We start from the raw sequence: 22297 nt of genomic DNA, 5'->3' as shown, positions 1-22297 counted from the left end.
GGGAGGGATCATGTCGCGTCATTCATCCAGACTGGCGATCCAGTCGCCCCAAACCCCGCGCAATGGGCTGTCCTTTACGCTGGCGTATGTCGGCGCGGCACTCATCGCGCCTCGGTCCCGGCCTGTCGCATGGAAGCGTGTTCGGCGCCCGCTGCCGCTTGCGCTATGGGTGCCGCTCGCGCTCGCCGCGTGGTGCATGCCAATGGCCCGCGCGGCAGGACCACTGCCGCAGGGTGGCACCTTCGTCCGGGGCCAGGGCGCGATGAGCATCGGCACCACTTCGCTAACGATCGTGCAGTCCTCGTCCCGCGGCGTGATCGATTGGCACAGCTTCTCGATCGGCAACGGCAACACCGTCGCCTTCAGCAACGGAGCGGGCGCAACGCTGAACCGTATAACGGGCGGCGATCCGTCATCGATTTTTGGCAAGCTCACCGCCACCGGCAGCCTCTACCTGATCAATCCGCAAGGCATCCTCGTGGGGCCCTCCGGCGTGGTCAGCACGGGCGGACGTTTCGTCGCGTCCACCCTGGACATCTGCAACGACGCCTTCATCCAAGGCGGCGATGCACTGACGCTGTCGGGCACGTCTGACGCGAGCGTGATCAACCTCGGCAGAATCAGTTCCAGCGGCGGCGATGTGTTCCTGATCGCGCGTCAGGCAGTCATCAACGCGGGCACGGTAAAAGCGCCCAGTGGCACGGTCGAACTGGCGGCGGGCGAGACGGTGCTGTTACAGGACTCGGCCAGCAGCAGGCAGGTGTTCGTGCAGGCAGGCAGTCAGGGCACCGTCGCCAACAAGGGGTTTATAACTGCCGCGCAGGTCAGCTTGCAGGCAGCCGACGGCAACGTGTATGCGCTCGCAGGCAGCGGCACGCGCATCCGCGCGACGGGCACGGCCAGCCGCGACGGGCACGTGTGGCTTGTCGCCGAAAGCGGCCGCGTCGAGCAACGCGGCACAATCAGCGCGCACAACGCGGACGCGAGCGGGGGAACCGTCGATACGCAAGCAACACAACTTGCATTCGGCAGGCACGCAATGGTTGACGCCGGCCAATGGAATGCCTCGACACCTGCATTCACGATCGACGCCGCCGCCGCGCGCGCGTTGAGGCGGAGCCTGAATAAAGGCACTTCCGTCGATGTCACGACCACCGGCAGCAACGGCGCCGGGGGCGATCTCGACGTCGCTTCCAGCCTTGCATGGCACGGCGCCGCCTCTCTCACGCTAACCGCTTACCACAACGTTTCGGTGGCCAATGGCACGACCGTCGCCAACGACGGCGCAGGCAATCTGATCCTGCGCGCCGACGCGACCAGCATCGGCGACGCAGGCAGCGTGACCAATCGAGGCACGATCGACTGGTCGCACAGCACCGGGACCGTCAGTGCTTTCTACGACATGAACGGCGCGTACACCGCCGGCACGCAACGGACCAATCCTGCATGGACGCCGCTGCCGTTCAGCGGACTGCTCACGCAGAGCACCGCCTACAAGCTCGTCAATTCCGGTGCCGACCTGGATAGCGTGGCCGGCGATCTCGCGGGCATCTACGCGCTCGGCACGGACGTCAATGCTGACGGGGCCTTTGTGCCGATAGGCAACGCCAACACGCCGTTCACCGGGCAGTTCGACGGCATGGGCCACCGGATCTCAAGCCTTCCGTTTTCAGATTTTTCAGTTGCGAAGGCGGTTCCGGCCGGCCCCGGATCAGACGGGCAAAACCTGTCGTTGGGACTGTTCGGACAGGTGGGTACGAGTGGCGTCGTACGCAACCTGACAGTGAACGGCTCGATCTTTGCCCCCATCCCGGGCTACGCGGGCGTGCTCGCGGCGGTTAACTACGGAACGATCGTCAATGATCACACAAACTTCGCGAGCGAAGTGCCATACGCCGCGTCCATCGGCGGACTCGTGGGCTGGAACGCTGGAACGATAGAACGCTCGTCGACCAGCGTCGCTATATTGGGGGAAAATCGGACCGGGGATCTGGTGGGGACGAACGCCGTCGGCGGGAAGATCATCCAGTCGTTTGCAACGGGCCAGGTGGCTGCGGCCGCTAACGTGGGCGCAGGCGGACTGGTAGGCAGCAACGCCGGTCTTATCATGCAATCGTATGCGACCGGGCCGGTCTTCTTCTCGCCGGCTTACTGTGGACAGTCGGCCAACGCATGCATGTCGAACGGCGGCGGTCTCGTATTGAACAACACCGGGACGATCGAGCAGTCCTTTGCGACTGGCGCAATCACGAGCGTGCCACTTATCTCACCGCCCGCGGGAATCGCGGATTCCAACCAGGGCGTGATTGCCGCCGGGGTCTTCTGGAATAAGCAAACAACGGGGGCCACGGTGGGCGTCGTACTTGGAAAGCAGGTTCCCGCGACGAATGGTCTGACTACCGCGCAGATGAGCCAGCCCGCAAGCTTCGGCCCCACCTACGACTTTGGACCGAATGGCGTGTGGGCGATGCCTGTCGGGGCGACGCATCCGGTCTTGCGCTGGCAGTTGGGTCAATGAGTTGACGCAGCGTACCGACGGCCTTTGTCGCCCGCCCGCGCGCTCGCGGATGATTTCCGACGCACCGGGCCGCGCGCCATTCCGCATGGTCCGTACTGAATTGCTAGCCCGCTTGCACTGAGCGCGTGGAAGCGGACTCCTCGTCAGCGCTTCGAACCGCCGACGCCCTGTCACCGGAACATTTGAATGCCACCGCGCCCACTGACAGCTTTCGTCGGCAAAGGAGCCAGTGGAGCGACCAATGCCGAATCGTCAAAAGACCCTCCAAGCCTCCGTCCCATCGAATGCATACGCTTCCTGTTCGTTCGCTGCGTCCAGAATTGATCGCCACTCGATGCGTGGACGGTAGATGTATTGCTGCAAAACGAAGTAACTGGAACGTCTCAGTCGATTACCGTGACGTCTCAGTCGATTACCGTGGTCAGTCTTTCGAATTTCCGTTCCATCCAACTGAAGGCAATGAAGTTCGAGCAATCGGACATCGCGAACATGCAACCCCATGCATAGCCTGGGAATCTGCGCCCGGCCACATCGATAATGTGAAATGAATCCCCATGTAGCGGTTCACCCTGATATCGCAGCGTGACCGCATAACTGCGATCACGCGGGATCAGCACATAGTCGCCCATGCCTGCCCAATGGCAAAGGTTATCGACTGTAAATTGGATCTCGCAGGGTTGCATCCCTGTTTTCCGTCGCAAATGAAGGTGTCCACTCGATTGAAAATCATCTAGCGGACCTCCTGCCGTCGCCCTGCCGGGTGACGGGGTTAAAGTGAGTTTGCCGAAACAGCTTTAACCGGAAGGAGGTCATCATGAACTATAGCGGCATTGACCTGCATTCGAACAATAGCGTGGTGAGCGTGATCGACGAAACGGACCGCGTGCTCGCCGAAAAACGCCTGCCGAACGACCTGACGAAGATCCTGGCGTTCCTCGACCCATGGGGAGCCGGGATGGCCGGCGTCGTGGTCGAATCCACGTTCAACTGGTACTGGCTTGTCGATGGCCTGCAGACGGCCGGCTACGTGGTTCACCTGGCCAACACCACCGCGATCAAAAAATACGATGGGCTCAAACATAGCGGCGACGAGACCGACGCGCGCTACCTGGCCCACCTGCTACGCCTGGGGATCCTTCCTGTCGGCACCATCCTGCCGGTGAAGCTCCGTGCGTTGCGTGACCTGGCGCGCAAGCGCATGCAGCTGGTACGCAGCTGCACCAGTCACATTCTCGCCGTCGAGAACATTACAGCGCGTCAGTATGGCACGCGAATCACGAGCAATCAGGTCAAGCGACTCGACGAACACGCTGTCGATCAGATGGGCCTGCCCGGCAATGTGGCGCTCGCGGTCCGCGCGAACGTCGCGGTCATCACGACGCTTCGCGAACAGATCGCTATCGTGGAAAGGCGTCTCCAGGAAGAAGTCGCGCGACATCCCGACTATGTCCTGCTAACCACGGTGCCCGGCATCGGCCAGACGCTTGCCACCGTGATCATGCTCGAAACTGGAACCATCGACCGTTTCGCCAGCGCTGGCAACTTCGCTTCCTACGCGCGGTGCGTGGACAGCCAGCGCATGAGCAACGGCAAGAAGAAGGGCGAAGGCAATACCAAGAATGGAAATCCATACCTGTGCTGGGCATTCATCGAAGCAGCCAACTTCGCGATGCACTTTAGTACCGAAGCACGGCAGTTCTACGAGCGCAAGAAAGCCAGGACGAATTCAGTGCTCGCCCGCAAGGCCTTGGCTCACAAGCTTGCCCGCGCGTGTTTCCACATGCTGAAGGAGCGAAAACCATTTGATGTGACTCGCTGCTTCGCATAAGGGTTACGACGGCGGCCGGCAAGCCCTCATCGTTGACTGGCCTGAAGCCACCGAGATTGAATGGGATGTCGCGTCGCCGTCCCCGATGTGCAGCAAAGCGGATCGCCCGCAACGCGAGCCAGCCGTGGATTGGTGCCAGACGTCTGGCAACCACGAGTATTGTGCGAACCCTATGGACGCGCTGCGGTACCAACGTTCTTCTGGGGTGGCAGAGCCACCAGGGCGACAGGCAGCCGCTGTACGCCGATCGCTTGAACCTGATGGGTGTCTGGCGCGATCCGTCGCAGCCATGAAGCGAAGAAACGGGTGCGATTGGCTACTGCATTCGGTCAGTAGAATCGGTATCGGCTGCTCACCTGGTCGAGGGGGATTGTTGCTCGCTTGACACCGGGTCCGCTAATGGGTGTCGACGATTCGCGCGAAACCGATCTAGTTCCATTTTTGCGCTATGGTTCAGACAAGCGTCGTCTGTCTTCGGCGCTACCTGGAAAATGCGCGAGTTTCGGGCGGGCACCGTGTGGGCAGATCCCCGATGCGTCGGTATCCAACGCTTAACCGAGCGCGCTGTTTTCGGTAGCAAAGGTTTCAAAGAAGATCCAACCGTCAGTTTTGCAGCTATTCTGTGATTATTGAATGTCTCGTCTTCCGCGTATCTGGTTGATAGCTCGTGGCCGACTGCTGCCCGCAGCGCCGAGCCGCCAACTTGTGCGTCGCGACCCCGCGCATGGACCGCCCACCGGCATGCCGGTGACAGTGCCAGGAAGGCCGGGGATCGCCCCCGACCGAGTGCTTGTTCATGCTCCGGCGGGCACTCATTGCGCCAACTGCCAGCGCAACACGGGATGCGTCGCGCCGGCAGGCATCGCCCACACTCCATTCGCACCGAAGTCCCACGTCGGCCCGAAGCTGGCCGTCGAATTCATCTGCGCCGTGGTCAGCCCTTGTGCGGCAGGCACCGCGTTACCCTGCGCGGCGCCGACTGTCGCGCCCGTCGTCTGCCTGTCCCAGTAGACGTCGCGGCCGATCGAGCCCTCGTTGTTGTTCGCGATGCCCGCGGGCAGCTGGCCGCCAGTCGGCCCGAGGTCCTGGGTGATCGTGCCTGTCGCGAATGACTGCGTGATCTTGCCTGTGTCCAGGTTCCAGCCCACCAGTGCTCCCGGGCCTTCCCGACAGACGTTCCCGCCGTAGTGTCCGCAGTAGTTCGGGTTGTAGGTCACCGGGCCCGTTGCATAGGACTGTGTAATGGTGCCTGAGTTGACGTTCACCAGCCCGCCCGCGTATGAGACGTGAATCACACCATTCACGGCGCCCGTCGCAAACGACTGCCTGATCACTCCCGTCTCGCCATTTCCATTGACAAGGCCGCCCCCCGAATGGCCGACGCTCGCACTGCTCGACGACCGGGTAATCAGGCCGTCGTTGGACCCGACAAGGCCGCCAGCGCTGGGGCCGTCGAATGTGCCGGCACTGCCGCTCGAATGTGCATTGGCGATCGTGCCGTGATTGATGGCGGCCAGAATGCCGATGCTGGCGCTCAGCAGCGACGCACTGCCGCCCGCACTCCCGTTCACGGTGACGTTGCGCACGACCGCTGTCGGACCAATCACACCGAAGAGCCCGACGGCGTGAGGCGAATAATCGGACAAATTCGACGTGGCACTTACGCTCAAATTCGAGATCGATCGACCCATGCCGTCGAACTGGCCGTTAAAAGGCGTCGGCAGATCGCCGACGAGCACGTTGGGCTGGGCACCGGGGTTCGTCACATCAACATCTCTGCCGAGCGCGTAGTTGCCGCTCAGATCCGCTGCGATATTCACGATGTCGCTGCGTGTATTGAGCAGCCGGTACGCCGTGATCTGGTCAACAAGCCCGCTATCGAAGGGCGCCGTCCACGCCGTGTTCCCGCGCATCGTGCCGAGCGTCGCGCTGGCGTTCATGTCATACAGCACGCTGACGATGCCCGTGCTCTTCGACCAGTCGACTGTTCCGCCGTTGCGCACGCTGCCGCCGTTGTCGATGCCCGATACGTCGGCGCGTAACGTCATATCGCCCGCCCCGATGTTCCGAACCGTGACGTTTGGCGCGATCGACACGTGCCGGTACGCGGCTAGCGTCAAATCTGCGTCGCCGCGCCACGTGAGGTCCGTAGCAAGCACGAGATCGCCAGTCGCGCCGTTCTCGCCCGACGTGGTGAGCGCAACGGACGTGCCGGCGTCGAGACTCCTTTCGAGCGCATCCGCCGGCAGCGCTCCGACCGTGATGGACGGCGTTGAAATGTTCCATTGTCCGGCATGCACGGCCGCACCGCGTCCGAACGCGAGGTGCGCCGCTTGCGTATCGACGGTGCCGCCATTGCCGTCCGCGTTGCTCGCGGTGATCCGGCCGAACTGCTCCACCCGGCCGCCGTCGGCGACGAGCCAGACGTGGCCGTCGCGGCTGGCGGTGCCGGTTGCACGGATACGCGTGCCGCCGCCCGCGAGCGCGTAGATGTTGCCATCGGCGGCCTGCAGGCTGACCTGCGCGGCCTTGATGTGTCCTCTATTGAGCACGGTGCCGTGATTGCCCGACTGCACGAACACCTGCCTGCTGCTGCCCGAATCCTGCAACAACACCTGCCCACCTGCGGCCAGTTCCGCCGTGCCGTTGGGCGCGGACACAGTGCCATCGTTGATGACTGCGTCTCGGGCAATCAGGAAGACATCGCCGCCGCTGGAACTGATCCTGCCGAGGTTGATGACGCTTGCGCCCGAATTGCCCGACAGCGTGAGCGCACCGCCGCCTTTCATGAAGGCGTCGTCGCAGATGTCCAGGGTGGACGCGACAAAGCGACCGCCGGTTGTCACCACGCCCGACGCCCCCACGACAATGCCCTGCGGATTGATCACATAGAGGCTGCCCGTTGCACTGAGCCGGCCGAGGATCGCGGATGGCGAGCCGCCCGTCACGCGGTTCAGCGTCGCGCCCGAGCCGTTGTCGAACGCCACGCTGTTGTTCCTGCCAATCGAAAAACTGTTCCACTCGATCACGCCGCGCGTCGAACCCGGCTGCGTGATCACAAGGCCGTTGCCCTGGCTCGCTATCGCACCCGAGCCGGCCACGTAAGTGCCGCCTTGTGGAAGGGTGTCTGCTGCGATCGTCGCGTGGGCAAAGGACAGACCGGTGAACGAAATACCGAGGACGAGCCACAAAGGTCCATTTGCTTGCCGACGATAGAGTGGCCGCGGCGCGGGTCGAAATAGTTCTGGGCGTGACATACATCCCCCTTTCCAGAGAGGCGCAATGGTGCCGATATCCCCGGAGGGCATCGGAATCGCGCGAGTCCCGGTGTCTGAAGAATAGCGGTTGGAGTCGCGAATGCATGCCGATATCTCGGCGTTTTGCGACTTTTCGGGTACGCCATCTGTTGATCCTTGGGGCATGTGGTGCGCATCAGCAACACGCGCTAATGTGTCTGGAGCAGGGACTGTCGTCAGCTGTGCCGGTCTTAACGTGAGCCGGTCCACAGCGGAAACGATATCGATCGAAAGTTAGCCACTCGCGGCATTCGCGTTCTGGAGGCCAATGACAGTTTGCAGTCGCACATCCGACATCTGAATGTCGGTCGAATAGTAGAGGCGAATGACCCGTGATGGCCGATTGGGTGAGGTCGCCAACGAATTGGTAAGGACCTCCCTGATTGCAGGATCGACACCGTCTGGTGCCATCATGGCTCGTGCTACTACCTTCCGGGAAGGGGGATGTCATGGACAGGATTACTCGTGTTGGCGTGGATCTGGCGAAGAACGTGATGCAGATTCATGCGGTCGACAGCGCCGAACGCGTCGTAGTACGTAAAGCAATTCCGCGGGAGCGATTTGTGAGCTGGTTTGCCAATCTGGAACCGTGTCTGATCGCCATGGAGGCATGCGGTGCGGCGCATTACTGGGCACGCAAACTACACGCGCTCGGGCATGAGGTGCGGCTGATTCCCCCGCAATTTGTCGCGCCCTATCGTAAAGGCGGCGCCCATGTAAAGAACGATGCACTCGATGCCGAAGCTGTCTGCGAAGCGGCGAGCCGCCCGCACATGCGTTTCGTGCCGGTCAAGTCACCTGCGCAGCAAAGCGTGCTGGTGCTGCACCGCATGCGTACCGGATTTGTCGAAGAGCGTACCGCGCTGGTGAACCGGTTGCGCGGGCTGCTGGCCGAGTTCGGGGTGTTCCTGCCGCAAGGCATCCGCCGGTTACACGAGCACCTCATTGAGCGCATTGAGGACGGCAGCAATGAGCTGACAGGACCGGCGCGGCTGGCCCTGTTGCGCGGCTGCGAACAATGGCAGGTACTGGATGAACAGATTGCCTGGTTTGACAGACAGATTGCCGAGCATGCCAACCGCGACCCGCAGGCGCAACGCTGCATGGACGTGTGCGGCGTGGGCCGGCTAACGGCATCGGCCGCAGTGGCGACGGTGGTAGATGCCCGCCAGTTCCGGAACGGCCGGCAGATGGCCGCCTGGCTCGGCATCGTGCCCAAACAGAAAAGCAGCGGAGGCAAGCAGCGGCTCGGGAGCATCACCAGACAGGGCAACGACTATCTGCGAACCTTACTGTTCCAGGGTGCCCGCTCAGCGGTCCTGACGGCGCGCCGACGTGATGACCGGCTCTCGCGCTGGATTGTCCAGTTACAGGCGCGCGTGGGCTACTACAAGACACTGGTCGCCGTGGCGAACAAGCATGCACGCATTCTGTGGGCGGTGCTCGCCAAGGGGGAGCGATTCGATCCGTCCTACGCGCCCGCCCGCACTGGTGGGGCGACGGGCGCCTGATACCCCAAACGACATCGCCATAAACTGGTTCCGAAGTTGAGGACGCATTCGACGAAGGATAGCGACAGGTCAGACCGGCAGCGGGCGAACTCGATAAGCGGTGAGGCGCTACACGAAATGTATTCGCCGTTCAACGGATGGAGTCCTGCTGCGCGGTTACTATCCGGGCCCAGGCGCGGTTGTGATGGCGCCCAACAAGGCCGTTTATAGGCATGCAGTCTGTCACGCCGCCAACCGTTGTCGTTGTAGTCCTCCACTGACCGATACAGGAATCGAACATATGAATCACTAAACCCAGCTTGCAAAAACTGGAAGGTCCTTATAGGCCGCTTACTGGCAATTCCAGTCCGCAAAGTAGAAATTGGCTGACTGACCGGTTTGGAGCAAGTTGTCTGACCGGAGTGGGTCGACCTGAGCCGAACGCGATCGAGCTCAGGTCGGCCATGAGCCGCCGTTCGCATGCGTTGTCGGTCGGACGTTCATACGTCGGCTTCACCCCATAACCGGCCATCCGATTGACAAGACAAATGCTTTTTCATCGACCGAGGCGGCCAACGCCGTCCTCGCGGCATTGACGTCATCGTAGTTGCTCAAGTGCAGAGTGCCGGCGTGGCATCAGACATGTTTGCTTCTGGCGACCTCATGCTTTGGTTTCGTAAAGCAGTCCGTAGCTCCCGCTCGTTCGCTTGATTCGCGCGAAGCCGAGTTCACCCAAATGCATACCTGCGATCAAAAGTCTCTCCGAACTGACCATGTCCAGGAGCCCTGATCGTGTGGTGGCTGCGAGAGTGGGGTCCTGATCGAATGCAATCGATACGTCTGGCCGTTCAATCTGGATGTGCGGGAAATGAACAATGTCTCCCCAAACGAGCAGGCCCTGATCAGGGGATTCGAAAAGATATCCGGAGTGTCCATCAGTATGTCCCGGTAGCGGCATCGCTCTGATACCGGGAAGCACTTCGCCCTCATCGAAAGTGCGCAGCCTGTCGCTATAGCCGTCGAACACCTGACGCGCGATCAGGAAGTTACGGCGGGCACGCTCGCTGGCACGACTTAGATTTCCGTCGTCCTGCCAGAATGCGACCTCTCGCTGATGAACAACGAGCTCCGCATTCGGAAAGGCAACTTGTCCATTTGTGTCCGCCAGCCCTCCGACATGATCGGGATGCGCGTGCGTAAGCAGGATTGTGTCGATCGCGGATGGTTCGACACCAGCAAGCGACAAGTTAGTCTTCAGGCGGCCGCCCCATTGCTTGATGCCTCCCGCCCCCCCGTCGATGAGAATTGTGCGGCCCGCTCCGCGTACCACATAGCAGTTGATATGCACGGCGGCAGGCTCCGTCTGTCCTGCATCACTTTGCATTCTTGAGGCCTCGGACGAGTCGATATTCGACAGGAATTCCAGGCTGGCGGTGAGGTAGCCGTCGCTGATCGCGGTGATCGTGAAATCCCCGACTCGCTGACTCGGAAACGTAATGGTGGACACGACTCTTCTCCAGAAGACTTGCTAATTACGGGCGTGAATGTTCGACGCGGCATGACCAAAACAACGGATGCGCGCCGTGAGACCAGTGCGGCGCGCAATGGCGTCGTCCAGGGCTTCCATGAACCGGTTCATTACCGAAGGCGTGCGAAACGTCTCAAGGCGATATTGCACTTCCGCGAAGACGGGATGTCCGTGCCCATGCCGAACATCGACATAGATGACATGAACGCTTTCGAGCGCCGCTTCAAGAACACTCGTACAGAGTTCGACGCAATCGCGGGAAAGCTCGGCAAGCCTCTCATCAGACGGCATTTGCCCCGCGGAAATATAGAGTGTGACATTGGGCATCGCGGACCTATTTTTCCTGTTCGGTCGAAACGGTGCGGGAGCTTATCAGTTGTTCCGTCATCGGCGAGTAGAGGTGAACGCCTTCGAACGTGCTCTCGACAAACTGAGCGTTTCGCCGAGGCATTCTTGCGAGCCAACGGCGTTGCGGAAACTTCTCCAGCGCGACTGCTCGCATGGCCAACGGTGTGAGGCCCAACTGAATCAGAGGTTCGGGGCCGCTTGCACATAGCACGAGGAGTTCGTCAGCATTCACCGCTGGCGCAAGGCCGATATCGCTGTAGAGGTTCCGGTGCCAGTCGGTGATGTGCTGCTGCCACCTTGCGAAATTGCCGCCGCCTTTCTGGCGATATTCCTCTCCCGTCAGGACATCGAGACCGTCAATCGTGTGGACGGCCAGGTAGACCGGACAACCGTCGCTTAACGACTTGAAGCGCTGCGACGTGTGAAAGCCAGTAACCGAGATGAGAGCGGGGAGCTTTTCAAGGCTGTAGAAGTCATTCCATTCGGCTTCGCTGGTGGGATCGGCGAAGCCGCATTCGACGGTGTAGATCATCAGAATATCCTTCGTGATAGCTTGGCATAGTGCAGCAAACGATCCTTGTTCACTGCAGTAACGTAATGATAGGCTGCGATTTCCAAGGCATATAGCGATATAAAGTCAGCATTCAGTGAAGTTTTATCAAGCTGACGTCGAAAGCATTCCAACCGGCGAGACTTTGATGCGACGTAAGATCCCAAGCAATTCCGCGCTCCTGGCTTTTGAGGCCGCGGCCCGACACGGCAGCTTCGCCCGCGCGGCCGAGGAATTAGCGCTGACCGAGGGCGCCATCAGTCGTCAGATCGGTCGCCTCGAGGTGTTTTTGGGTGTCGTGCTGTTCAAGCGCGTCGGGAATCGGGTGAGGCTTGCACCCAATGGCACGCGATACGCGGTGCAGGTTCGTGAGATTCTGGATCGACTGGAGCGGGACAGCCTATACCTGATGGGGCAGCCTATCGAGGGCGCGAGCATTGATATCGCCGCCATTCCGACCTTCGCCACCCGTTGGCTTATCCCTCGACTGAAACGCTTTCAAAATATGCATCCGAACATTACCGTGCATATCGCCGAGCGTATGGAGCCCTTCATTCTTGCTGGTAGCGGTTTCGACGCAGCAATCCATTTTGAGCATCCCGCATGGGCGGGTATGCATCTACATAAGCTGCTGGAGGAGGTGCTTGTGCCCGTCTGTAGTCCGGCGCTCCTCGCGGACGCCGGTGAGAACCGATCGCTAGACGATCTGCCACGCCTTCACAGACGGCAAAATCCGAACGCGTGGCAGCTTTATGCACAAGAGGCCGGCATCGTGCTGACCAATTCGGCGGTAGGCGCACGTTACGATCTCCATTCCATGCTGATAGAGGCAGCGGTAGCCGGTCTGGGGGTCGCGTTGGTGCCGCGTCTTTACATCGGGACAGAGCTTGAACAAGGCCGTCTGGTCGCGCCTTGGCCGGACGGCAAAGCGATTACCAAAAACTTCTGCCTCGTTCTTCCTGAGCCGATCGAGTTGAGTGAAGGGCCACTGCAGGCATTTGCGAAATGGATACTTGACGAAGCCCGGGGCCTGGCGGTTTAAAGCATCGCCTGGTGCTCCCCTTTGCAAGGCGATTCGACTCGCCTCGAATTGACCGTCGTGAACTGACGAACGGCCGTTGTACCTGGCGGATTCAACCGGTGGATGCAACACACTTAAGACTGCGCAAGCAGTGGGAGTGTTGCAGATGAAACAGCGACGCCGGATTTACTACAGCGAGAAGCAGAAAGCGCTGATGTGGGAACGTTGGCGCAAGGGAGAGTCTCTCCAGAAGATCGCCCAGCTTTTTGACCGGAACCACTCGTCGGTACAGGGGATTCTGGCTGAGACAGGTGGAATCCAGCCACCACAAAGGCATCGATCGAGATTGGCGCTGACGCTGGCTGAGCGCGAAGAGATCTCACGGGCACTTGCGGCCGACGATTCGATCCAGTCAATCGCCATGCGACTTTCGCGAGCTCCCTCCACCATCTGTCGTGAGATCAAACGTAACAGCGGCCCGGACGGCTATCGGGCAAGCCACGCCGATCAGCTTGCCTGGGATCGCGCGCAGCGTCCCAAAGCCTGTAAACTGGTTGAGCACCGAACGCTGGCGCACATGGTGGCCGGCAAGCTCCAGTTGCAGTGGTCACCGCAGCAGATTGCCGGATGGCTCAGGCGTGCGTACCCAGACAACGAGGACTACCACGTGTCCCACGAGACCATCTATCGCAGTCTCTTCATCCAGGCCCGTGGCGCCTTGAAGAAGGAATTACTGGAACACTTGCGGCGCAGCCGCGCCATGCGTCGTTCGCGCCACCACACGCAGAAGACGGACGATCACGGCAGGATTCGGGACACGGTATCGATCAGCGAACGCCCTGCGACCGTTGAAGACCGGGCGGTGCCGGGCCACTGGGAAGGTGATCTGCTGTGCGGTACCGGCAGCAGCCAGATTGCAACACTCGTCGAACGCCAGACACGCTACGTCATGCTGGTCAAGATAGCCAGCAAGGATAGCGAGACGGTCATCAATGCACTTATCAGGCATGCCAGCAAGTTGCCGCAGGAACTGTATAAATCGCTAACATGGGATCGGGGAACGGAGATGGCCGGACACAAGCGTTTCACTGTGGCCACTGATATCCAGGTCTACTTCTGCGATCCTCAGCATCCATGGCAGCGCGGCTCGAACGAAAACACGAATGGGCTGTTAAGGCAGTACTTCCCCAAAGGCACCGACCTGTCAGTGTATTCGCAGGCCAAACTCAACGCTGTGGCAAGACGACTGAACGAGCGTCCAAGAAAGACACTGGACTACGAGACGCCCGCCGAACGGTTCCAGAAAACTATTGCATCCACCGGTTGAATCCGCCCTTGAAAGCCGCCGCAGATGCAGCGCGGGGGCGACCGGCAGCAACGGGTCGCCCTGAGCCGCTCGTCGGCGGGCGAAGTTCGGCCATTTTCGGCCTCTTGCGGGCGGGTCCTGCAGGCCATTCGTGCGTCTGTTTTGCCCAGTAACGGACCTTCCCTGGACGATGATACTCGTCGCGTGCTGCGCTTTTTGAGCCGTATTAATGAGACGGCATGGCTATGAAGTGGACAAATTCGCATCTTGTCCAGAGCCCACACGTGTAATCGATCAGCGGTGCTGCCAAACCTTGATCGCCGAGAGCATGAGTATTGCCGCCAGCACCGGTAGCAGAATCGCACCTGACGTCGCGCCAACCAGACGGCCCCCAACGAAGGTTCCCAAGACTGAGCCCAATGCCATGAAGAGCAGAAACGCACGGTTCTGACGCAGGACGGTAAAGCTGCGATCCTGGCTGCAGCGTGCAAAACCCACCAACATCGTTGGAAGGCTCACCGCCAGACTCAGGCTGCCTGCAAGCTTGACGTCGACGCCGAACAGCAGCACGAATGTCGGGATCAGCAATTCGCCTCCGGCCACGCCCATCAGCGCGGCTACCGTTCCGATTCCAAATCCAGCGACGACCACAAGCAGAATTCGCGTCTTTCCGGTCAAGGCCAGCGCGTCGTGGTATGCCGCGCTATGCCCGAACAGCAGCACCATGGCAATGGCCACCAGCAGGACAGCCAGCACGCGATATAACGCGCGCGGGTGTGAGCGCGTCGCCCAGCCGGCACCCATCCATGCGCCTAGCAAGCTGCCGACCAGAAGGTTCCGGATCACCTGCCAGTGGCCGAGTACATCGTCCTAGGGAACCGCTTGCGCGCGAAACGGAAGCGCGGTCGAGACGACGACTAAGCTCATCGCTTTGTTGAGTATGACCGCTTCCAATGCTGCGAACCGAAATACACCGATAAGAAGCGGAAGACGGAACTCCGCACCGCCAAGCCCGATCAGTCCAACTAAGGCACAGATAATCGTCCCGCCTGCGAATGCTATTGAGCGTTTGCGACGCGTCGAATCCTGGACGGCCATATGCCGTGCTGTCATGTTGTTCTCTTCTTGTCTCGCGTATCAATGATGCATGCCGCCTCTTGCGCCGGAGCGGTCAGTCAGCAACCACGGCTGCGAAGGTAATCTCGAACGTCCGCTATTTCCGTCAGGAAAGGTCGACTATTGGATTGTCTTCTTCCAGGACCGGAAGAGATCTAACAGCACTTTCGCGGGCGTCGGCAGGATGCTCTTTCGGTGCCAGACGGCGCCGACGTCCATGGTCGGGATCGGAATGCTCAGATCACGCCTCATAATCCGGCTCCCTTCGAGCGACCACGGACGATAGACGAGGTCCGAAAGAATTGTGACGCCCAGCCCGAGCGCGACCATGCTTCGCACGGCTTCGATCGACTTGCTCTGGATACGCACGTGCGGTGCGAGGCTATATTTTCCCCAATACTTGCGAACAGTTCGGACATGCTCGTCCATGTCGAGTAAAAGGTAGTCTTCCTGCGCAATGTCCTGCAGCGTGACCTGTTGTGCATCTTGCAACGGGTGATCCGGATGGGTCCAAAGCCGGCGCATGGAGCGCAGAATGGTTTCATATTTCAGCTCGTCCACGTTGGCCGTATTGGACACAAGCATCAGACCGATATCGAGCTGATTGTCGACGAGACGTTGCTCGATATCCTCGCGCGCGTCTTCGATGACCTCGACAGTGAGGTGCTCGAAGCGCTGCGAGACGGTAGCAAGCATTGACGGCATCAGGTAAGCCGAGACGGTTTCCGTGACGCCCACCCGAACGTGCCCCGAAATCTGTTCAGGTTCCTCCTGGGCCGCGACCACGGCGCGCCCGATGGACACATTCGCGTTCTGCACATGCCGAAGAAATCGCTCGCCTGCTCGGGTCAGTCGGACGCCCCTCGCGTGGCGCTGCAGGAGCGGCACCCCCACAGTGTCTTCGAGATTCTTCAGCGCGATCGTCATCGACGACTGCGAAACGGCGCAGAGATTGGCAGATCTGGAGATCTGCCCGGTATCAGCCACGGAGATGAAGTATTCGATCTGGCGAAGCGTAATGTGTGTGGCCACGTTGACGTACTCCGCTAGGTTGTGGCGCCGTGCAAACCGACAGCGCGAACCGACGACCGAATTGAGGTATTGAAAAATTATATATCGCGAGGCAAGAAATATGAATTAGGCAGGGCAATTTCGGCTGCATAGCATCCCGTCATGAAAGGAAACAGTGGAACGATGATGGAGACGCGGGAGAAGAAGGGGTACTGCACGTTATGCCGGTCAAGATGCGGCACGATCAACACGGTCCGCGGCGACTTGTTGCTGAAGGTGCGTCCCGACAACACGCACCCGACCGGCAACGCGATGTGCATGAAAGGCAAGGCCGCGCCGGAACTCGTACAGAGCCCCGACCGGGTGTTGTATCCCATGCGCCGCACTGCCCCAAAAGGGGCGGCCGATCCGCGCTGGAAACGGATCAGTTGGGACGAGGCGCTTGACGAGATCGCAACCACGCTCGCGCACTTCAAGCGGGAAAACGGCGCCGAATCGGTGGTGTTCGGCGTGACCACCCCGAGCGGTACGCCGATGAGCGACAGCATCGACTGGGTGGAGCGATTCGTGTGGTCTTTCGGGAGTCCGAATATCTGCTACGCGACCGAGATCTGCAACTGGCACAAGGATTTCGCGCACGTGTTTACGTTCGGTTGCGGCATGCCAACGGCCGATTACCGGAATTCCGACGTCATCGTGCTTTGGGGTACGAATCCAGCCAACACGTGGCTGGCCCAGGCGGACAGTATCGCAGCGGGTCGGCGCAACGGCGCAAAGCTGATTGTCGTGGACCCGAGACCCACGGCGCTTGCGCGCGATGCGGATGTATGGCTGCGCGTGCAGCCAGGCACGGACGGCGCGCTTGCTATGGGAATTGCCCGGCAAATGATCGCGACGGGAAATATCGACGATACATTTGTCCGCGAATGGACGAATGGCGCGTTCCTGGTTCGTCGTGATAGCGGATATTTTCTGCGTGAGCGCGACATCGATCCGGAGTCGTCGAACAATCGATATGCGGTCTGGAATGGCGCGCTCAATCGACTCGAACTCGTCGGAGAAGAGGCGCGCACGTCGCCGTCCGATCTTTCGATTTCAGGCTCGTATCAGATTTGCGTATTCGACCTGACGGGCAGGGTGATAGAGGTCACGTGTACGCCCGCTTTCGAGTTGTACCGCGGTGCGCTGTCTGATTACACGCCCGAACACGTGAGCAGAATCACCGGTGTCGACGCCTCGGCGATCGAAATCGTGGCGGCGATGCTCGGCCCACGCCAGCGCATTGCCTATCACGCGTGGTCTGGCGTGGGACAACATACGAACGCGACGCAAACAGAGCGGGCGATCGCTACGCTGTATGCACTGACAGGTGCATTCGATACGCAGGGTTCAAACCGCGAGTTGCTGAAGCAGCCAGCAAATCCTCTCAGTAACTACGCCATGCTGAGTCCTCAACAGCGAACAAAGGCGCTCGGGCTTGACGAGCGACCGCTCGGTCCGCCGTCCCAGGGATGGGTGACCGCGCGCGATGTTTATCGTGCGATTCTCGAGTCCAAGCCTTATTGGGTGCGCGCGCTTGTCTCGTTCGGCACCAACATGGTGATGTCGCAAGCCGACAGCGCATTGGCGCGGGACGCGCTGTGCGCACTGGATTTTCATGTTCATTGCGACCTGTTCGAAACGCCATCCGCCCGCTACGCGGATATCCTCCTTCCGGTCAATACGCCTTGGGAACGGGAAGGACTGCGTCTCGGCTTCGAGATCAATGAGCGGGCCGTTGAATTGGTCCAGTTGCGGCAGCGGATGGTGACGCCCCGCGGGGAGAGCCGGGCAGACTACAACATCGTGCTGGATCTGGCGGTCAGGCTCGGGATGGGAGATCAATTCTTCGGTGGCGACGTCGAAAAAGGATGGGACCATGTTCTCGAACCGTTGGGCCTGGACGTCGCGACGCTGCGTTCACATCCCGAGGGCATTTACCGGCCGCTCGAGCAGCAGGAAAAGCAATATGCTTGTACCACGCCGAATGGCCCGCGAGGCTTTGCGACCGAAACGCGGCGCGTCGAGTTCTATTCGGAGAAGCTGCATCGGTACGGTTATCCGGCTGTACCTCAGTATGTACCGCCGAGCCGCGGAGAGAGAGCACGCGCAGCTGAGCGTCGACGCTTTCCCTATACGCTCACTTCCTTCAAGAACGGCTACTACTGCCACAGCCAGCATCGTAGCCTGCCAAGCCTTCGTCGCCGTGCCCCTTATCCCGTTGCGGAACTGAGCGCCGATCTGGCGGCCCTGAAGGGCATTGTCGACGGGGACTGGATACGCGTCGCCAGTACAAACGGCACCGCGCGATTTCGTGCGCGAGTGGTCGCCGAACTCGCACCGGATGTCGTAGTCGCGGAGTATGGCTGGTGGCAGGCATGCGACGAAATCGGCATGGAATCGTCGACGGCCCTGGGAAGTACAAACAGTAACTACAACAGCATCGTGTCCGGCGCCATCGTCGATCCGCTGAGCGGTTCGTCGCCGCTTCGTGCCGTGCCATGCGACGTCACACTCGACGCGTCGGTCGATCCCGCGCGACGGGCGTGGCAAGGATTCCGGGACTTTGTCGTGTCGGCCGTACATGGAGAAGCCGAAGGCGTTCGCACGGTTACGTTCAGCGCAGCCGACGGTGGACCGCTCCCCGACTATCTGCCCGGACAGCATGTGACGATCCATATTCCGGAGTTGTGCGAAGGAGGAACGACGCGTGCCTATTCGCTCACTGGCCGTGCGATTGAAAGCGATCGGCGGACATACTCGATCTCCATGCGCCATCAGCGAGGCCGCAGTGCCGCTGGTGAGCAGTTCGAGGGCGTCATGTCCTCGTATATTCATCGCGAATTGGCAGTTGGACACAGGGTCTTGCTTCAAGCCCCCAGCGGCACCTTCGTCGTACCGCCGGCTTCGAAGCGACCGATCGTCATATTCGCGGGTGGGATTGGAATAACGCCCTTCATTTCGTGGCTGGAAACGATCGGGGAGCTGGGCACACAAGCGCCTGAATCCCAGCTGTTTTACGCGAATCTCAATAGCTCGACTCATGCGTTCCGGAAACGAATTGCGCAATTGCGGCGTGCGTTGCCAACGCTCAAGGTCGTGAATTGCTATAACCAGCCGCGCGACGAAGTACTCGGACGCGACTTCGAGATGCAGGGCTACCTCACTGCGGACGTCGTCGACGACGCATTGATACAGCACCGCGCGCGATTCTATTTATGCGGCCCGGAGCCGATGATGAACGCCATCACGGCAGGCCTCGTCGAGCGTGGCGTACCGCCGTTCGATATCTTCAGCGAGGCCTTTCGGTCTCCGTCGAAGCCGGCCCTCGATCCATCACAGCGCTTTGCCGTCGAATTCCGGCGGTCGCAGATCAAGGCTGAATGGGCACCCGAACGGGGAAGCCTGCTCAGCTTCGGCGAGAGCCTCGGCATCAGCATGCCGAGCGGCTGCCGGGTCGGGCAATGCGAGAGCTGTGCCGTCAAGGTCCTGGCGGGCAAGGTGTCGCATGTGACAGGGCATGGGCCGGATGAAGCCGATATGTGCCTCGCCTGCCAGGCGATCCCGGCCACTGATATTTCCATTGAAGCGTGAATGACCCACGAGGAGCCAAATCGAGCATGAAATTTTTCGACACGCCAGCGACACGCGAAGCGCTGGACTTCGCCACGCTGATTCCGTCGCTGAAGAAGGTGTTCATCAAGGGGTGTGAGGTTCCGCTCCGGCACTCGCACACGATCAATAGCGGCGACGGCAATACCGGCACCGTATTGATCATGCCGGCGTGGGAGGCGGACCGATATCTCGGCATCAAGACCGTGAACATTTTCCCGGGCAACCAGGGCCGCGGAATGCCCGGCTTGCACTCGACTTACGTGCTGTATGACGCCAGCACGGGTGAGCCACTCGCGCAGATGGACGGCGATGAAATCACCTCACGCCGGACCGCCGCCGCCTCGGCACTCGCTGCAACCTTTCTGGCGCGCGACGACTCCTCGCACATGGTGCTGTTGGGCGCCGGACGCGTGGCAAGCCTGGTGCCGGCAGCGTATCGAAGCCAGCTGCCAATCACGCATGTCGAGGTCTGGGACATCTATCCGGAATCGGCCGCGCGACTCGTGCAGCAACTGCGAGGCGAAGGTTTCAACGCGGCGGTTGTCTCCAGTCTGCCGGACAGCGTGGCGCGCGCGGATGTCGTGAGCTGCGCGACGCTCGCCACCGAGTCGATCGTACGCGGCTCGTGGTTGAAACCGGGAACGCATCTCGATCTTATCGGAAGCTTCACGCCGCAGATGCGCGAGGCTGACGACGATTGTTTCCGCCACGCACGCGTGTTTGTCGATACGGACGAGGCACCGCAGAAGTCCGGCGACCTGATTGGGCCGTTGTCGCGCAACGTGATTTCGCCGGCGGACCTGATCGGTACGCTCGCCGCCCTGTGCCGGGGCGACGTCGGTGGGCGATTCGACGGCAGCGAGCGCACGGTATTCAAAGCGGTGGGGACCGCACTCGAAGACCTGGCTGCGGCAGTGCAGGTTTATGAACAGCATGTTTAATCACTCGAAGCGTCGGAGACCATGATGAAGGAATTGAACCGTCAGCAAGACCTGGCAGCCTCGACAGTCGACGATGCAGTCGGACTCGAGCGTATGGCCGCAGCAGTGACCCGTTGGTCGGAAAAGTGGTTTCCCGACGCATACATATTCGCGGCGATCGCGGTTGTCGTCGTCGCGGTCGGCGCCCTGGCGACGGGCGCGCCTGCACAACGTGTGGGCATTGCCTTCGGAGATGGATTCTGGAGCCTGATTCCCTTTACGATGCAGATGGCGATCGTGGCCATTTCAGGCTACGTGGTCGCAGTATCTCCGCCTGCCGCGAAATTGATCGCATGGCTTGCCCGCTTGCCGTCGAACGGCAAGTCTGCGGTGGCATTCGTCGCGCTGGTCAGCATTTCGGCGTCGCTTTTCAACTGGGCGATCAGCCTGATCTTCAGCGGCCTGCTGGTTCGTGCGCTCGCTCGTCGCACCGGGCTCCGTATGGACTACCGAGCGGCGGGTGCCGCCGCCTATCTCGGCATGGGCGCGACTTGGGCGCTGGGATTAAGTTCGTCGGCATCGCAATTGCAAGCGAATCCGGACAGTTTGCCGAAAGCGCTGCTGGCGATCACCGGTGTCATTCCGTTTTCCGAAACGATTTTTCTTCCCCAGTCGTTGCTGATAGTCGCCGCTCTGACCGTCGTATCGCTTTTTATCGCGTATCTCTCTGCGCCGGGCGCCGAACGCGCCAAAACCGCGCAGTATCTGGGTATCTCGCTGAACGAGGCGGAACTCGAAGTAGCAGCGCCTTCACGCCCCGGCGACTGGCTCGAGTACAGCCCGTTGATCACAATCCTGATCGTCGCACTCGGCTCTGTTTGGGCATGGCACGAATTCACCGCGAAAAATCCGGTGCTGGCGATCTCGAATCTCAATACCTACAACTTCGTGTTCCTGTTGGCCGGGATGCTGTTGAACTGGCGCCCCCGCCGCTTTCTGAACGCCGTGGCGAAATCGGTGCCGTCCGTGGCTGGCGTGTTGATCCAGTTTCCTCTCTACGGAGGCATTGCGTACATGCTGACGAAAGCGTCCGCGCCGTCGGGACTACCGTTGGCCGATCATCTTTCGCATTTCTTCGTTGCAGTGTCGTCGCATGCGTCGTTTCCGGCGCTGATGGGCATCTATTCTGCCGTCCTTGGATTCTTCGTGCCGTCGGGTGGCGGGAAATGGATCATTGAAGCACCGTACGTGATCGCGGCAGCCAAGGAACTGCAGGTTCATCTGGGCTGGGCGGTAACCGTCTACAACGCGGCGGAGGCGTTGCCGAATTTGATCAACCCTTTCTGGATGCTGCCGTTGCTCGGCGTGCTGGGATTGCGGGCTCGTGACGTGGTGGGCTTCACGTTTACCCAGTTCATCGTGCATCTTCCGCTCGTGATCTTCATGCTGTGGGTTCTTGCGGGGACGCTGACCTTCCATCCCCCCGTCATGCCCTGATCAGTCTGTGGCGCCAGCCCGGTGCAGCAGGTTGTCAGTTTGGTCTGCTCGTCGTCCGGCCCGGTAACGAGCAGACGGACGTTGATCTGGCGATGTCGCTTGATGGTGTGCAGGAATGCAACGGCTGCAAACCTCAAAAGCGGCCGCGGCGTTCCCGCTAACCGACTGGCCGCAACGGGTCCAGGCTGTGTGGAAACCCGATGAAACTACAATG

At 60.6% G+C, this 22297-nt stretch carries 15 protein-coding genes; 8 read left to right on the top strand and 7 right to left on the bottom strand.

The annotated features are described in order from the left end of the window. The first annotated feature begins 196 nt into the window (after nucleotides 1-196). Nucleotides 197-2518 (top strand): two-partner secretion domain-containing protein, encoded by a 2322-nt coding sequence (locus PQQ53_RS03280; protein WP_459252106.1) that lies wholly within the window; start codon nucleotides 197-199, stop codon nucleotides 2516-2518. A 404-nt stretch (nucleotides 2519-2922) separates the two neighbouring features. Here PQQ53_RS03280 and PQQ53_RS03275 read toward each other — a convergent pair whose 3' ends face one another. After that, the gene (locus tag PQQ53_RS03275) at nucleotides 2923-3201 is read right to left on the bottom strand and encodes a hypothetical protein (protein WP_408152137.1); all 279 of its coding nucleotides are present in this window, start codon (nucleotides 3199-3201) and stop codon (nucleotides 2923-2925) included. A gap of 131 nt (nucleotides 3202-3332) precedes the next feature. Here PQQ53_RS03275 and PQQ53_RS03270 point away from each other — a divergent pair, with 131 nt between their 5' ends. Then, the gene (locus PQQ53_RS03270; RefSeq protein WP_408323285.1) at nucleotides 3333-4346 is read left to right on the top strand and encodes an IS110 family RNA-guided transposase; all 1014 of its coding nucleotides are present in this window, start codon (nucleotides 3333-3335) and stop codon (nucleotides 4344-4346) included. Nucleotides 4347-5158: 812 nt separating this feature from the next. On the opposite strand, the gene PQQ53_RS03265 is transcribed toward PQQ53_RS03270, so the two are convergent. Then, a complete protein-coding gene (locus PQQ53_RS03265; RefSeq protein WP_408323284.1) occupies nucleotides 5159-7603 on the bottom strand; it encodes a two-partner secretion domain-containing protein in 2445 nt (814 codons plus the stop codon). Nucleotides 7604-8091: 488 nt separating this feature from the next. On the opposite strand from PQQ53_RS03265, the gene PQQ53_RS03260 reads away from it, so the two are divergent. Beyond that, nucleotides 8092-9153 (top strand): IS110 family RNA-guided transposase, encoded by a 1062-nt coding sequence (locus PQQ53_RS03260; protein WP_408323283.1) that lies wholly within the window; start codon nucleotides 8092-8094, stop codon nucleotides 9151-9153. A gap of 640 nt (nucleotides 9154-9793) precedes the next feature. On the opposite strand, the gene PQQ53_RS03255 is transcribed toward PQQ53_RS03260, so the two are convergent. From PQQ53_RS03255 to PQQ53_RS03245, 3 genes are read right to left on the bottom strand one after another with little or no spacing between them, the layout of a single operon-like run. After that, nucleotides 9794-10639, bottom strand: coding sequence for an MBL fold metallo-hydrolase (locus PQQ53_RS03255; RefSeq protein ID WP_408323282.1), 846 nt, complete (start codon nucleotides 10637-10639; stop codon nucleotides 9794-9796). Nucleotides 10640-10660: 21 nt separating this feature from the next. Further along, nucleotides 10661-10987, bottom strand: a complete 327-nt coding sequence (locus PQQ53_RS03250) for a hypothetical protein (RefSeq protein ID WP_408150797.1) — start codon at nucleotides 10985-10987, stop codon at nucleotides 10661-10663. A 7-nt stretch (nucleotides 10988-10994) separates the two neighbouring features. Then, nucleotides 10995-11540 carry a sugar ABC transporter gene (locus PQQ53_RS03245; protein ID WP_408150799.1) on the bottom strand — a complete coding sequence of 182 codons (546 nt, stop codon included), beginning with the start codon at nucleotides 11538-11540 and terminating at the stop codon, nucleotides 10995-10997. Between the two features lie 166 nt (nucleotides 11541-11706). Between PQQ53_RS03245 and PQQ53_RS03240 the strand changes: the two genes are divergently transcribed. Together PQQ53_RS03240 and PQQ53_RS03235 are read left to right on the top strand one after the other, a co-directional pair. Beyond that, nucleotides 11707-12600: a LysR substrate-binding domain-containing protein gene (locus PQQ53_RS03240; protein WP_408323358.1), complete on the top strand. Its 894-nt coding sequence runs from the start codon at nucleotides 11707-11709 to the stop codon at nucleotides 12598-12600. Between the two features lie 145 nt (nucleotides 12601-12745). Further along, nucleotides 12746-13906: an IS30 family transposase gene (locus tag PQQ53_RS03235; protein ID WP_408323281.1), complete on the top strand. Its 1161-nt coding sequence runs from the start codon at nucleotides 12746-12748 to the stop codon at nucleotides 13904-13906. Nucleotides 13907-14179: 273 nt separating this feature from the next. Here the strand turns inward: PQQ53_RS03235 and PQQ53_RS03230 are convergent, their stop codons facing one another. After that, complete coding sequence (locus tag PQQ53_RS03230; protein ID WP_408323280.1) at nucleotides 14180-14731, bottom strand: sulfite exporter TauE/SafE family protein; 552 nt, start codon at nucleotides 14729-14731, stop codon at nucleotides 14180-14182. A gap of 390 nt (nucleotides 14732-15121) precedes the next feature. Then, nucleotides 15122-16033, bottom strand: coding sequence for a LysR family transcriptional regulator (locus PQQ53_RS03225; protein WP_408150803.1), 912 nt, complete (start codon nucleotides 16031-16033; stop codon nucleotides 15122-15124). A 165-nt stretch (nucleotides 16034-16198) separates the two neighbouring features. Here PQQ53_RS03225 and PQQ53_RS03220 point away from each other — a divergent pair, with 165 nt between their 5' ends. The 3 genes from PQQ53_RS03220 to PQQ53_RS03210 are packed head-to-tail and all read left to right on the top strand — an operon-like array spanning nucleotide 16199 to nucleotide 22083. After that, nucleotides 16199-19645 (top strand): molybdopterin-dependent oxidoreductase, encoded by a 3447-nt coding sequence (locus PQQ53_RS03220; protein ID WP_408150812.1) that lies wholly within the window; start codon nucleotides 16199-16201, stop codon nucleotides 19643-19645. 26 nt (nucleotides 19646-19671) lie between these two features. Next, on the top strand, nucleotides 19672-20607 hold the full coding sequence (lhpI, locus tag PQQ53_RS03215; RefSeq protein ID WP_408150805.1) for a bifunctional Delta(1)-pyrroline-2-carboxylate/Delta(1)-piperideine-2-carboxylate reductase: 936 nt from the start codon (nucleotides 19672-19674) through the stop codon (nucleotides 20605-20607). Nucleotides 20608-20631: 24 nt separating this feature from the next. Beyond that, complete coding sequence (locus PQQ53_RS03210) at nucleotides 20632-22083, top strand: short-chain fatty acid transporter (RefSeq protein WP_408323357.1); 1452 nt, start codon at nucleotides 20632-20634, stop codon at nucleotides 22081-22083. The last annotated feature ends 214 nt before the right edge of the window (nucleotides 22084-22297 follow it).

Source organism: Paraburkholderia strydomiana, assembly GCF_046030495.1.
Classification (GTDB): domain Bacteria; phylum Pseudomonadota; class Gammaproteobacteria; order Burkholderiales; family Burkholderiaceae; genus Paraburkholderia; species Paraburkholderia strydomiana_A.
The sequence above is the reverse complement of the archived record's forward strand: the minus strand, read 5'-3'. Positions and strand labels throughout refer to the sequence as shown.